This is a genomic window from Actinomyces sp. Z5 (assembly GCF_003287795.1).
Taxonomy (GTDB): domain Bacteria; phylum Actinomycetota; class Actinomycetes; order Actinomycetales; family Actinomycetaceae; genus Actinomyces; species Actinomyces glycerinitolerans.
The window spans coordinates 96,661-109,155 of the sequence record NZ_QMIN01000098.1; the positions used below are offsets into that span (position 1 = coordinate 96,661).

At 66.1% G+C, this 12,495-nt stretch carries 15 protein-coding genes; 3 read left to right on the top strand and 12 right to left on the bottom strand.

Features of this window, described 5'->3' with window-relative positions; translation table 11 throughout:
* Positions 1-351: 351 nt before the first annotated feature.
* From DRB06_RS13360 to DRB06_RS13410, 11 genes are all read right to left on the bottom strand, one after another.
* Complete coding sequence (locus DRB06_RS13360; protein ID WP_111820211.1) at positions 352-1,428, bottom strand: hypothetical protein; 1,077 nt, start codon at positions 1,426-1,428, stop codon at positions 352-354.
* Positions 1,429-1,439: 11 nt separating this feature from the next.
* Positions 1,440-2,243, bottom strand: a complete 804-nt coding sequence (locus DRB06_RS13365; RefSeq protein ID WP_111820212.1) for a hypothetical protein — start codon at positions 2,241-2,243, stop codon at positions 1,440-1,442.
* 99 nt (positions 2,244-2,342) lie between these two features.
* On the bottom strand, positions 2,343-2,630 hold the full coding sequence (locus tag DRB06_RS13370) for a hypothetical protein (protein WP_111820213.1): 288 nt from the start codon (positions 2,628-2,630) through the stop codon (positions 2,343-2,345).
* Between the two features lie 821 nt (positions 2,631-3,451).
* A complete protein-coding gene (locus DRB06_RS13375) occupies positions 3,452-3,874 on the bottom strand; it encodes a Panacea domain-containing protein (RefSeq protein WP_258522266.1) in 423 nt (140 codons plus the stop codon).
* 730 nt (positions 3,875-4,604) lie between these two features.
* Positions 4,605-6,146 (bottom strand): phage/plasmid primase, P4 family, encoded by a 1,542-nt coding sequence (locus DRB06_RS13380; protein ID WP_111820215.1) that lies wholly within the window; start codon positions 6,144-6,146, stop codon positions 4,605-4,607.
* Positions 6,143-6,673 (bottom strand): hypothetical protein, encoded by a 531-nt coding sequence (locus DRB06_RS13385; protein ID WP_111820216.1) that lies wholly within the window; start codon positions 6,671-6,673, stop codon positions 6,143-6,145. The genes DRB06_RS13380 and DRB06_RS13385 overlap by 4 nt, the downstream gene beginning before the upstream one ends.
* Positions 6,673-7,044: a hypothetical protein gene (locus DRB06_RS13390; RefSeq protein ID WP_111820217.1), complete on the bottom strand. Its 372-nt coding sequence runs from the start codon at positions 7,042-7,044 to the stop codon at positions 6,673-6,675. The genes DRB06_RS13385 and DRB06_RS13390 overlap by 1 nt, the downstream gene beginning before the upstream one ends.
* Positions 7,041-7,280: a helix-turn-helix domain-containing protein gene (locus tag DRB06_RS13395; protein WP_111820218.1), complete on the bottom strand. Its 240-nt coding sequence runs from the start codon at positions 7,278-7,280 to the stop codon at positions 7,041-7,043. The genes DRB06_RS13390 and DRB06_RS13395 overlap by 4 nt, the downstream gene beginning before the upstream one ends.
* Positions 7,281-7,479: 199 nt before the next feature.
* On the bottom strand, positions 7,480-7,965 hold the full coding sequence (locus DRB06_RS13400; RefSeq protein ID WP_146750897.1) for a hypothetical protein: 486 nt from the start codon (positions 7,963-7,965) through the stop codon (positions 7,480-7,482).
* A gap of 117 nt (positions 7,966-8,082) precedes the next feature.
* The gene (locus DRB06_RS13405; protein WP_111820220.1) at positions 8,083-9,279 is read right to left on the bottom strand and encodes a site-specific integrase; all 1,197 of its coding nucleotides are present in this window, start codon (positions 9,277-9,279) and stop codon (positions 8,083-8,085) included.
* Positions 9,280-9,431: 152 nt separating this feature from the next.
* Entirely contained in the window at positions 9,432-9,809 is a 378-nt protein-coding gene (locus tag DRB06_RS13410; protein WP_111820221.1) for a MerR family transcriptional regulator, read from the bottom strand.
* 189 nt (positions 9,810-9,998) lie between these two features.
* Here DRB06_RS13410 and DRB06_RS13415 point away from each other — a divergent pair, with 189 nt between their 5' ends.
* The 3 genes from DRB06_RS13415 (at position 9,999) to DRB06_RS13425 (ending at position 12,037) form a co-directional block, all read left to right on the top strand.
* Positions 9,999-10,295 carry a YciI family protein gene (locus DRB06_RS13415; RefSeq protein WP_073328566.1) on the top strand — a complete coding sequence of 99 codons (297 nt, stop codon included), beginning with the start codon at positions 9,999-10,001 and terminating at the stop codon, positions 10,293-10,295.
* Between the two features lie 157 nt (positions 10,296-10,452).
* Positions 10,453-11,013: an NAD(P)H-dependent oxidoreductase gene (locus tag DRB06_RS13420; RefSeq protein ID WP_073328564.1), complete on the top strand. Its 561-nt coding sequence runs from the start codon at positions 10,453-10,455 to the stop codon at positions 11,011-11,013.
* 118 nt (positions 11,014-11,131) lie between these two features.
* The gene (locus DRB06_RS13425; RefSeq protein WP_111820222.1) at positions 11,132-12,037 is read left to right on the top strand and encodes a DsbA family protein; all 906 of its coding nucleotides are present in this window, start codon (positions 11,132-11,134) and stop codon (positions 12,035-12,037) included.
* A 31-nt stretch (positions 12,038-12,068) separates the two neighbouring features.
* Here the strand turns inward: DRB06_RS13425 and DRB06_RS13430 are convergent.
* Positions 12,069-12,495: response regulator transcription factor (locus DRB06_RS13430; protein WP_146750900.1), on the bottom strand; the 427-nt coding region annotated here is incomplete at its 5' end.

A 12,495-nucleotide genomic window follows, 5' to 3' on the forward strand; every position in this document is an offset into this window, starting at 1 on the left:
TGACATTGTCGAGCCGCCAACCCCAGTGACCCCAACGATCAGCTGGTGTTGTTGACGCCTGTTACGTGATGTTGTCGATGTTCGCACGGCCTGAACCCTGGGCAGACCAGGGCAGTGTCGGGGTGGTGCTGGTGTGTTTGTGGAATGTGTGCCGGGTGTTTGTTGTGGGCGGGTGTTTGGTGGGTTGGCCTGGTTTGCGTCGGGGGTCTGGTCGACCTCGTGCGGGGCGGGCTTGGTGTCGGTGGGGTGGCGGTAGAATTGGGGTTGATGCTGCTCTGCCATGGTGTAGACGCGGGCGGGGCACCGGGTTCTTCCTTCTACCGGTGTCCCGCCCTTGTGTTTGGTGGCTGGCTAGTGCTTCCAGGGCCAGCGGTGGCGCTTACGCTCGGGCTCCTCCTGCTGCTCGGCTTCGGCGTCGGTAGTGGTGCCGTCGTCGGTGTCGGTGCTGGGGTCGTGGCCCAGGGCCAGTAGAACGTCACGCAGTGTGGCGGCCCAGGGGTCCACCGCCTCCGGGTCGGCTTCGGCGGCGGTCTTGAGCGCGTGGATGGCGCGCGTGATCTGCACCCGGAACCAGTCTCCCGTCCACTCCGCGGGCAGTGTCGCCCAGTTCAGCGGTGTGCCGGTCATGTCCTCCCATACCTGCACCTCCTCAATGTCGAAGCCGGTCAGGGCGCACACCATGGGGACCGACAGGGCTTCCAGGCCGGACAGGCGGGCGGCCTGGCGTGCGACGGCCCCACCCATGACGGCCCGGTCGGGCAGCGGGTCGGCGTAGACCGGCTCCTGAAGAATGCGCGAACCCTCACGCACCTCCCGCAGTCCGATCATGTCGCCGCGGCCGGCCCGCTGCCTGGATTGGGGGTCCAGTAGGCGGGTGTCGAGGATCTGGTCGATGGCACGCTGGCGGCGCTGCTCGGCGGTGAGTGCGGCCTCGGCGGCGGCAGCGGCCTCACGCTCGGCCCTCTGCCTGGCCTCGGCCTCGAGCCGCTTCTTCTTCTCCTCCACCCAATCCATGCGGGTGAGCCGATTGGTGTCGTCCAGCTGCCAGGCCACCCACTTCAGGTTCAGCGGCACGGTGCGGTCATAGTCCTCATGGAGGTGCCACAGCGCGTCCCGGATTCGGTCGGCGGCGGTCTTGCGCCACTCGACCGGTAGGTCCTTGAAGCGTGCGTGGCCGCGGGGATAGTCGGGGTTGTGCTTGTCCAGCTCGTCCCGCCGGCGGCCGGTGATGGCCTCCATGACGTTGATGTCCACCTCCTCCTTGCTGCTCATCAGGGTTTGCAGGATGCGCTGGTGTGCGGCCTGGCGGGATTGTGCTGCGGCTGCGGGGTCGAGCGCCTGTGGTGGGGTTGTGTTGACCGGCCGGAGGCGGCCGTTCTCGACGACGCCGACGACGGTGTGACCGGGGCGGGTGACGATGTCTGCCATGAGTTGGTTCCTTACGCGTTGTTCTGGGCTTGGGGTAGGCCCGTGGGTGGGTGGTTGATGATGCGGGCGGCGACGGACCTGTAGGTGGGGTCCAGGCCCTCGGCGAGCATGGTCTTCACCGCGTGTTGGATGCGCCGGCGGGCCAGGTCACGCCACCTCGGGTCGATCCACCCCCAGGCGATGCGCGGCCCCCACCGGGTCAGCTCCCCCTCCGGCGTGCCGCACACCTTCTCCGCGGTGGCGGTGCGGACCTTCCCCGCATTGGACAGGTGCTCGATGATCCTGCGCGTGTACAGGTCGGTGACGCGCTTGTCGTAGTCGCGGCGACCGGCTGTACGGGTCACGGCCTTGAAGGACACTTCGGTGTCATCGTCGTGTAGGAGTCGCACGGCGTGGTGGACGCGACGCACTATGGCGGCCTGCTGGGCGCTGGCCAGGCCACCCCAGGCGACGTGCTCGTTGAAGTCGGTCTTGGGCTGGCCGGTAAGGGCGGCCGCCGACGCGGCGGTGAGGGCGGGCCGGTTGACGATCTCCTGCATGATGCTGCGGACTTCCAGGTCGCCGACCTCCTTCACGCGCCCGAGCCGGCAGACGACCTGGTTGAGGGTGACCGCCCCGGCACCCTCGGTGCCGTGCAGGGCCAGGTGCTCCAACGCTTCGGCGATCCGGCGCTTGGCCTGCTCACGGTGCGCCGGCCACAGCGTCTGCCAGGTCAGTGCCGGGGTGGGGGTGCCGTCGTCGTCCAGGGCGTCGGCCATGGCGGTGATGATCTCGTCGGGTTCCCCGGTCAGCGCCTCCGCGACGGTCGGGGGCATTGGTTCCAAGTGCGGCGGCCTCGTGCAGGAGACGCAGGTAGTCGGCTCCGAATGGGCCGTCCGGCCCGGTCAGGCTGTACTCGTTGTTCAAGGGGTGGCTCACAGGAGTGCGGTGGCCGGGTTCAGGGCGGCGGCGGTACGGGCGATACGCGCCCCACCGCGGGTGGCAGCCACAGCCACGGGATCGGCGGCGTCGTCCTCCTCCTCGTCGTCGGGCAGGGGCGGCAGGCCCGGGTCCGCGGGCTGCTCGACGTACTCGGTGCCGTCCTCGGCGAGGCGGATGCCGTGGGCGGCGGCGGTACGGGCGATACGCGGAGTGGTGGCGTCGCCGAGGAGGAGGGCGAGGTCGTCGGTGGCGCTGGTGTTGCGGTCATAGGCGGTTGACATGCGGTCGGCTCCTGTTCGGAGTTGGAATTACTAACACATCAAGTATACCTCACCGTTACCTGAATCCGTACCCAATTTCGATAGGCGTAATGGCGGGTTCGGCCCGGAATAATACGGAAATAGCGTGCTTAAGTGACCCGCAACCACACCCTCCGGTCGGTCCGACGCGTGTACTCCGATCCAGATAATCTAGCGCGTAAACGCCCAGATGTTGTAACCAGTCCTCTAATGGGGCTAGTGGTTATGTCGTCAGCAACGCGTAAGGAGCTATAGTGGTGATGTTAGTCTGTTTGGTAGACCATGTGGTTCCGGTCGTACCAAAGTAGCAAGAATATGGCGCCCTGGCGGATGCCCCATAGCCTTGTCTTCCCTGAGAGTCTGAATCGAAAGAGCGCTTCCGGTAACTCGTCTTCAGTAAGGTGAGCAGCGAGTCGCTTCCGTGCTGCCGGAACGAGAGTATCGACAGACTGAGAATGGTGCTTATTGTGTCTTTCGCGGCCGCCGACTTGCTCCGCTTCGACTTCTTTCCAGGTTTTCCCCTGAAGATCCTCCAAGTACTTAAGAAGGGCGCAAGCCTCGTCAGCTTCTAGCTTCCAATCCCAATCCCCGGTCGCGTCTTTATCAATAAGCCTCGCAGACCACACAACCCGGCAGCTGCTGGTGCTTACCGGTGCCGACACTCTATCGGACGGCCTTTTACGGCCTCGTTTCACATCTTTCGCGTCTTTACTAGTGTCATGCCACCTGCCGCTACCGGTTGGCGGTGATTGCTGCGGAATCCGCTTCTTGGATCGCTTTCCCTTAGCCAACAGATCGACTCGCTAACTTAGCTCATCTAGTCCGCCGAAATACTCCTGCATGGTGTCAAGGTCAACTACAGCCTGCGAAGCTTCGCCTACCGGAGTTGTTCCGCGCGCCTCTCGCCAAGGACGCTCCCTGTGCGTCTTGTCGCTCAGCTGCTGCCCAGTCAGCGCACCATACGCTTCGATGACAGCATCAATGGTTTCTCTCTGATCTTGCGTCAGGTGGTCCACGTTTCCGCGCGGCCAGTCTTCAACTGTGAATTTCCCTCTATGCTCTTTGAAGAGCGCATAGACCACGGGGCCGTTCGCCCACGCTTGAATCTCGTCATCGAACAGCGGCACACCATCCCATGCCAGGGACCAGCCCTGTGAGTAGTAACACAGCTTTTGGAGCTTCATGGTTGTCATCCTGCCGTGGTGTTTCAGGATGTATGCAGCCACATCGTGCACGCTAGCCATGGTCTTCACCTCCGGGCCATGTTGACATCGAGTTGACCTGTCGCCTCGACGATTCGCAGCTTGGACGTCAAATCGCTGCCTCTCAGGGTAGTGTATCTCCGGTCGAGAGTCACGGCGTTCGAGCCGATCGCCAAGAGTGGCTGTGGTCACATGACGCTTGCGGGCGTCGTCATCTCCATCGGTCAGGGCCGTACTCGCGGGATGCACGAGAGTCGATCTGGGAGCCTTTCGGCGCTGCCTGTGTGTTGGCGTCCGGGGAGACGGTGATCGTGGCCCAGGCGAGCCCACAACGACGATCCGGGCGTGTAGACGGCGGTTGCTCCGCCAATAGCTGTGGGGCGATGAGGTGGCCGCGGGTCAGCAAGGCGGCCGGCGTCGCGGTGTCGGCCGCAGACCCGCTCGGCTCCGAGGTTACCCATCACCCCGAATCGTTGGAATCGCGCCGGAAAGTCGGCCCGTTGGTGAGTTTGTAGAGTTTCATGGGTAAAGTCTCTCGCGTGCGCGCGCGTATAGAAGTTTGCTCCTGAAACTCTACAAACTCACCACTACCCAGACTTTTGCTTGCAATGACGCGCAAAACCCGGGGTGTGACACAATCTCTGACACGACCGGCAAAGGTGAACAACAGGTGAATCGTTAAGGCCGCCCTCATTAACACTGAGGGGTGTCTGCCACCGATCTCGGCAGCAGACACCCCTCAGGTGTCAAGACATCAGCGGTTGGGCTCCTCCTGCTCGGCCCGAAGGATGATGCCACGGTATGCCGTGACGCCTCCGGACATGTACTTGGAGAATCGGCGTTCGAGTTGGGCACCGAAGGCCTTCTTGCCGATCGGGTCCGCGCCGTCGTCCACGCGCCACCGCTCGAACTCCTCCCACAGCTTCGACTTGTACTCGTGGGCCTTGGGGTTGGTCACGCAGCGGTCCAGGATGAACCGACCTACGGTGTCTGATTCGGCCTCGTAGCGGTTGGTGGCTTCGGTGACCTTCGCCGCCTTCGGCATGCCGTTGGCCTGGTAGTCACGCCAGCCGTCGAGCGCCCACGCCAACACGGCGTCCGCCTCTAGCTTCAGCTTCTCCCCAAGCTGTGGGTCCCGCTCGGCCTCGGGAATGGTGACTTCGAAGGGGATCACGCGGATACGCCGCCAGACCGCCGCATCGTCCCCGGCCACTTTCGGTAGGTGGTTGGTGACCATGAGGGCCGTGTGCGTGGGCGTGAAGGTAACCGGCGTCGAGTACAGCTGCCGCGCCGTGATCGGGTCACCGCCGGTGAGCTGCTTCATGAGCGCAGCCGCCAACGGCTGATCACGTTCCGTCTCCGAGGTCACGACGAACCTTTTTCCCATGAGCCCGATCAGCTCGGGGGACGCGTTGGACGCCTTACCGCGGCCGGACATGAACAGCGTGGACTCGGCGGCGTGCCCGTAGTCGCCGAGCGCGTCCAGGACGGCGTTGTAGGCCACCCCCTTACCGTTCGCACCCGTCCCGGTGGCGATGGTGAACGTCTGATCCAACGTCGCACCGCACAGCGCCACACCGACGAAGGCACGGAAGTAGCGGCGCACGTCAGGGTCGGGCAGCACCTGGTCCAGGAACTTGCCCCAACTGCCGCAATTTCCGCCCCGGTACCGGTCAGGGTGCCAGGCGGCGCGGGTGACCTTTGTGATGCGATGGGCCGGGTCCGGGTCCAGCAGCTTCATTTCGCGCAGGTCCACGGTGCCGTTGGCGACGCCCAGCAGCCACGGGTCGGCGTCCAGGTCCTCGGCGTATACGCAGACCGCTGGGTCGGTGGAGGCGTTGGTGAGGATGTCATCCACCGCACGGGCGGTCTGGCAGGCGCGGGCGGCGGCGAACAGCTCCTTGTCGTCCATGCCCTCCGCCCAGGCGCGCCGAAGCTCGGTCTTGACCAGTTCCCGCATCTGGCGGCGGGCCACGTCCTCTTCCCAGAAGCTACCGTTCCATACGAACCAGCGCCCGGAGCGGTCAAGGTCGAGGGCACACATCACGCGTCCGGCGTATGCGCGGGCGAACCTGTTGGCGATGCGCATGGAGCCGCCGGCTTGTTTGTCCTCCTCCGACTCCTCCATGCGCTCCGCAGGCACAGCTGCGGTCTCCCCGGCGGGCGGGTCGTCGACTGCGTGAATGGAGTCGGAGTAGTGCTCCTTGAGTGCCAGAGCCTGCCTGTGGGTGAGGCTGCCCGGAACTGCCGCCTCATCCCAGCCATCGTTGTTGGTGAAGGGAGGGGTGTCGTTCACGCGGCAGCCCCCCTCTCCGACGCGGCCCCCAAGGTCTTGATGACCTCGGCGAGCAGCTCCTTGTCAGCGCAGATGTGCGCGGCGGCATGGGCCTCCTCATCGACGTACCCGGCGAACGCGCCGGCCACTACCTCGCTCACCTCTACCCGGCCCTCGGTACGGCCGACCACGCGACCGCCGCGGTAGCCCAGGCGAGTCCCCTCCTCGAAGCCGACGGCGCGGGCCGCAGTCTCCGCGGAAGCGGTCAGGAAGTTGATCCACTCCCGCTGCTCGGGCGTGAACTCCGGCATCGGACCCGCCGGCGGCGCGGGCACCTCCGCGCTGTGCTCAGAGGCGACCCTGCGGGACAGCCAGGAGTCCACCTGCTCACGGACGCGGGCGGCGTCGGCGTGCAGCGGGTAGACGGCAGCCCTCGGGTCGTAGGCACCATCGGCGTCCACGAACAGGCGGGACATGCCCTCCGTGGTGGGGTACTTCGACGCCGGCCGCGCCGGGGCGACGAACGGATGCGGTTCTGACGTGTACATCAGACCTCACCCCCGTTCCCTACTACCGTGCGGACCTCGGGCGACTCGGCCGGCGACGCCGCAGACGGCGCGCTCGGCGGTGCCCAGAGCGGGGCGCAATACAGCGAATCGACTGTAATGACATCACCGACGACCAACGCCGCATAGGCCGCATCCAGCCGGCGGCGGGCGTACCGGACTTCACCTGTGGGGGCGAGCTTGTCCAGGGCGACGGCGGCGGCATCCAGCGCGGCCAGGGCCTCGGAGCGGCGGACGCGCTCGCGGCGCACACCCACCCAGCCGGTGACGACGGCCCAGAGCGCTAACAGTTTTGCGGTAAACTGGGCTACGGCTTCCTTGAGGTTCTCGATCTTCCGGGGAGCCATCTTCACCTCACCTCCTTGGCGTTGGTGCCGGTGGTGGAGGTGGTGGTGAGGTCGGCGGGCACATCCAGACCCATCGCGGTGAGGGTGCTCAGCGGAATGATGTGCTGGTTGCCGATGCGGGCGGACTTCAGCTCGCCCGAATAGATCAGCTTGAGGACCGTGGGGTAGGATACCCCAACGATTTGGGCAAAGGTCTTGGCGTTTACGTTGGCCGGTTTAATGGCCTGGGACTTCCTAGACACGGGAAGAACCCCTCCTTAGCGGATGACAATTAGCCGATCCGCTGAGATCGGGGTTCTAGTGACGACGGCGCGGACTTGCTCCTTCCATCTCCGACCCTCGGGTGAGGGTTCGATTTTGCGTCCACGCAACTCCGTTACACTGTTGAGCTAACAGTAGATCAGATGTGATCAGTTTGCAATCTACTGGGAGTGACGCCCGTCACACTAGCTTGTGCAGGCGAGACGCCACCAACCCCAACACCGGCAGCGACACGTCCCGCTGCCCCGCAGCTACGAACTTGTCCAACAGGCGCTCCCAGCCGTGAACCCCGTCCAGCACCATCGTCACGACCTTGCCGTCGGCGCACTCCGGGCACGCCAGACGCAACCGGGCCGACGACTCCACCTGCTCCACCATCTGCTCCGCTACCGGCTCCTCCGGCCCCGGAAGGAAGTCGAACGCGGCACCCTCGAACGGACGCTTTGGATCACGGAAGGAGCCGTCCACCCCACGCACCACCGCCAAGGGCTGACTGTTCTTCCGGGCTCGCAGCTCGCCCTCGTCGCCGAACAGGAACACAGGCTTGCCCAGGGCGTCGCGGTGCGTGTCGCCGCGCTGCTGGTACTCCCAGCCCCAGCCCGCACCCTCGTACCGCGTCAACACAATGAAGTAGCCCTTGCCGTCGCCGTGATTCGAGCAAAACACCAACAACCTGGCGTCCGCAGTGCCTCTCCTTGGGGCGCGCTTCACGCCCGACAGCTCACCAGCGCCACGCTCAGCCAGACGCGACATCGACTCCACCCGAGTAACCCACTCAACCATTTACGCCATCCTCCTGCGCTCATCGAGGCTGACGACGTTGCCGCCCGCCTGCTCGGATTCCAGTAGTGCCCGTTGCCGGGCCTTCGTAGCGTGCTGGTACCTGGCGGCCATGTCCGCTGACGACCAGCCGTACCTGTCCATGAGGTCCGCGACCGTTGCGCCCAGCGCCCCATAGGTGGTCGCGGAGTAATGACGCAGCGCGTGCAGACCGAGGAACTGACCGCCCCCCAGGGTGATGCCAGCCTGCTCGACCGCCTTCCCGAACTCCACCCCCACCTGAGCCGACTGCATGAACCGACGCCGGCCCGTGAACGATGGAAAGACCGGCGAATCCAGCCCGTCGCCGGTGAAGACGCCCATGTGCTCACGCAACGCCTCGACAGTCGCAGGACGCAGTTGCACCGTGCGGGTTCGACGTGTCTTCGTCGGTCCCAGTTCCAGGCCTCCCGTCTCGCCGCGGGTGAGCGAGTGGGCGATAACGACCTCGCCGCCCAGGTCGCCGAGCTGCACGTTACGACGCCGTAGTGCCAGGGCCTCATTGATGCGCAGGCCGGCGTCGGCCAGGAGGATTACTAGCGCCTTCAGTTCCGACCGGATCGCGGCGGTGATCCTGTCGATCTCCTCGCTGGTCAGCAGACGGCGCTCACCACGCACCTGCCGCTGAATCCCACCGCCCCGAACCCGGCACGGGTTCTCCATCAACGCGGTTTCGTCGGACTCGACAGCGGCGTTCAGCATGCCCTTCAGGGTCCGGTACGCGGGGGTGCGCACGCCGTCTGACGGCAGGTCGTCGTACCAGCGGTCAATGTCGCGGGGCTTCAGGTCCACCAGGCGGGTACTGCCGAGGACGGGCAGGATGTGCAGCTTAAGGACTGATTTGCGCGTGTGGAGGGTTCCAGAGGCCCACTCGTGCTTGCGGTCGTCGTACCAGGTCTGAGCCCAGTCGGCGACGGTGACCGACTCGATGGTCGCCGCAACCCTGGCAGCCTCCGCATCGGCGGCCACCTGGTCGGGGTGCTTCCAGACGCCGCGGGCGATGTCCGCCTCGACGGTGGCGAGGTAGGCGCGGGCCTCACCCTTGGTGCGGAACGTCATCGGGGCGTTGAAGCGCTTGCCGGGGTAGTCGTGGTGCCGGTAGCGAGCACGGTACCGGTTGGAGCCGGTCATCTTCTCGATGGTGCCGAAGGGCCTCGCCATGATGCCTCCCTAACCCTGGGCTGAAACCTGGGTCAATTATATACGACTACCTTGATTCAGTTTGTATCACCTTGCCGCAGGTACAGCCCAGAACGCCCAGCATTCCAGGGCTCAACGGACACCTTCCCGCACCACGGCGCGAACCCCGAAGATCAACAGTTGTAAACCCAACATTTGTAGTCGATGAAGTCGAGGGTGGTCTGCAGTTCCTCCAGCTCGCGCAGGACCTCGCGGCGACGCGCCTGGACCATGCGACGACGCGCTTCGATCGTGGAGTCCCCCTCGAAGTAGAGCCGCACATATTCGCGGATCTCCTTGATGGGCATGCCGGACTTCTTCAATCGCTCCACGTACCGGATCCACTCCAGGTCGTCCTCGGTGAAACGCCGCGTTCCCCCGCCCGTGCGGGCGACGCCCGGAATGAGGCCCTCCCGGTCGTAGAAGCGCAGCGCCGACGTCGTCAGGCCGGTCTCCCGGGCGGCCTCCCCGATCGTGTAGGTGCGTTCCGCGACTGCGGCTGGAGTGCTCATTAAGGCTCATACCCTTCGAATGTGACGACGGCCGCCCGACGGCCGCTTGACCTGAAGCTCACTTCAACTTGAAGACTATCCCCATCGGCGAGGTGCGCGGCTGCGGCTCCGCCGGGCCGAGCACGACCGCCGCTCTTGCGCAGTCCCGTCACAGCGGGACTGCCGACTCATGTTGTTCAAGGAGCACTCGTGTTCGTCATCGATCTGACCATCACCGAAGAGGTCGACGACGCCGTAGCGGCCGAGCACCTGGCCGCCCACCGGCGTTGGTTCGCCTCCCACGTCGAGTCCGGGGACTTCCTCCTGCTCGGACCCCGCCGGGACCGCTCGGGCGCCGGGATCATCCTCGCCCGCGCCGAATCCCGGGCGGCGCTCGAGGAGATCCTCGCCGGCGACATCTACCACCCGGAAGGCGCCACCTACGAGGTCGCCGAGTTCAAGGCGACCATGGGGGCACCGGCCCTGGCCGACCTGCTGGAGTCCTGAGGCCGCGCCGGGCTCTGCCAGTACCTGGCAGCCGGTACCCGCGAACACTTAGGTTCGTGGCCGGGAAATCCGAGCCGGTCTCCCCGGCAGGCCATACTTCGCCCGGGGAGCTCCCCACCAAACCAACCAGTCGCATCCGCTCTTCGAAGGAGTTCTCTTGAAGACCACCGTCCTCGTCTTCCACCCCCGCCTGAACGCAGGCTCGCGCGTCAACGCGCGCCTGGCGCAGGCCGCCCGGGCTGCCGGCACCCCCGACACGCCCGTCGAGGTCCGGGACCTGTACGCCCTCTACCCGGACTTCCGCATCGACGTCGAGGCCGAGAAGGCCGTGCTGACCGCCGCCGACCGCATCGTCTGGCAGTTTCCCATGTACTGGTACTCAACCCCCTCGCTGCTCAAGCAGTGGGAGGACGACGTCCTGGAGCACGGCTGGGCCTACGGCTCCACCGGCACCGCCCTGCACGGCAAGGAGCTCGGCGTGGCCGTCTCCCCCGGCGCCCCCACCGAGCGCTACGACCACGAGGGCGCCTTCCACTACACGGTCACCGACCTGCTGCGTCCGCTGCAGGCGACCAGCAACCTGATCGGCACCCGTTTCCTGCGGCCCTTCGTCACCACCGGCGCCATGGCCATCTCTGATGCCGACCTGGAGGCTCAGGCCGACGCCTACACGGCATGGCTGACCGGCGAGGTGCCCGCGCTCGGCGACTTCGAGTAAGTCCACTCTCCTCGGCCGCGCAGCCCCCACGGCCGAGGAGACTGCGCAGGGCTCTCGTACCCGTCTGGGCAGTGGGCGGGATGACCTTCGACCGGCGTCGTTTCGCCTAGGAGTGGACATGTCTGTGGCTACAAGCGGGCACGGGGCGCCCGAACAGGTTGGCCCCAAGGCGCTGATCACCCAGTTCACCGATCCCATGATGGGGCTGTCATGGGAGTGCGAACCGACTCTGCGCAGGGTGGAGACGCACTTCCCGGGTGCGGTCGACTTCGACACCGCGATGGGCCTGCTGGTGCGCGACGTGTCCGACTTCATGACGCCGGCCGAGCGCACTCTGGATGCGGCCGCCGGCATCCGCGCCTACAACGCCAGGCTGGCGGATATCTACCGCGAGGAAGAGCCGCTCGCGGGTATGCCCATCAACATGGAGGGCTTCTCCCTGTTCTCCCCGGCCCGGCGCTCATCGCTCCCGCTCAACCTCGCCTATGAGGCAGTCCGGTTGATCGCCCCCGGCCAGGCGGAGCGTTTCCTCTACCGGCTGCGCTTCGCGACGGTCGTCGAATGCCGGCCCACCACCGCGACCGAGGAGCTGGTGGAGGTGGTGCGCGCCTGCGGCCTGGACATCAGCACCTTCCTGGCGGCCTTCGACGGGCCGGCGGCCAGGGCGGCCCTACGGGCGAGCCTCGAACGCCGAGCGGCCCTGGGCATCAGGGGCCTGCCCGCATTCATGATCAGCTACGGCGATACCAGGATGCTGCTGGGCGGGGTCTGCGACTACGACGCCCTCGCCGCTGCGCTCGAGCGCGTCTCCGGCGGCCGGCTGCATCCGGCCGCCGTCAGCCCGACGACGACGGCGGTTGATCAGCTGTTGGCGGCCCACCCGCTGCTGTCCGACGTCGAGATCGGCGCAGCCCTGGACCTGAGTGGGCCGGATCAGGCACGCGACTTGGCCACTCCCCTCCTCGACGCCGGCCGTGCCCGGCTCCTTCAGGCACCACGAGGCTGGTTCATCGAGCGGGTGTGAGCGCGCCCCGTTTCATAGCGGGCATCGGCGGTCAGGGAAGCTTGGAGCCGCGGTAGTAAAGCACCGCGATCTGGGTGCGGTTGCGTAGGCCGAGCTTGGCCAGGATGGCGCTGATGTGATTGCGCACCGTGCCCTCGCTCAGGTGCAGCCGGTCCGCCGTCTCGGCGTTGTCGAGCCCCCCGCTGATGGCCTGAACCACCTCGTACTCACGCTCGGTCAGCGCGGCAAAGGCCGGAGGGCGTACGTCTCCGGGCGTCGCCGCACCCGTCGCCATCCCCATGGCGGCGGTTCGCTCGAGTACCCGCCCCTCCAGGACGCTCATCCCGGTCATGACACTCCGCAGCGCGGGGGCTATCTGCGCCACGTCCTGCTTGATCAGGTAGCCGCGGGCCCCCAGTTGCAGCGCCCGTGCAATGTACTCATCGTCGGCGAAGGTGGTCAGAAAGACCACCTTCGCG

Coding starts and splice junctions, on each gene's coding strand:
- DRB06_RS13360 (WP_111820211.1), bottom strand. CDS start 1,428: ATGGCAGACATCGTCACCCGCCCCGGTCACACCGTCGTCGGCGTCGTC.
- DRB06_RS13365 (WP_111820212.1), bottom strand. CDS start 2,243: ATGCCCCCGACCGTCGCGGAGGCGCTGACCGGGGAACCCGACGAGATC.
- DRB06_RS13370 (WP_111820213.1), bottom strand. CDS start 2,630: ATGTCAACCGCCTATGACCGCAACACCAGCGCCACCGACGACCTCGCC.
- DRB06_RS13385 (WP_111820216.1), bottom strand. CDS start 6,673: ATGTACACGTCAGAACCGCATCCGTTCGTCGCCCCGGCGCGGCCGGCG.
- DRB06_RS13405 (WP_111820220.1), bottom strand. CDS start 9,279: ATGGCGAGGCCCTTCGGCACCATCGAGAAGATGACCGGCTCCAACCGG.
- DRB06_RS13410 (WP_111820221.1), bottom strand. CDS start 9,809: ATGAGCACTCCAGCCGCAGTCGCGGAACGCACCTACACGATCGGGGAG.
- DRB06_RS13425 (WP_111820222.1), top strand. CDS start 11,132: ATGTCTGTGGCTACAAGCGGGCACGGGGCGCCCGAACAGGTTGGCCCC.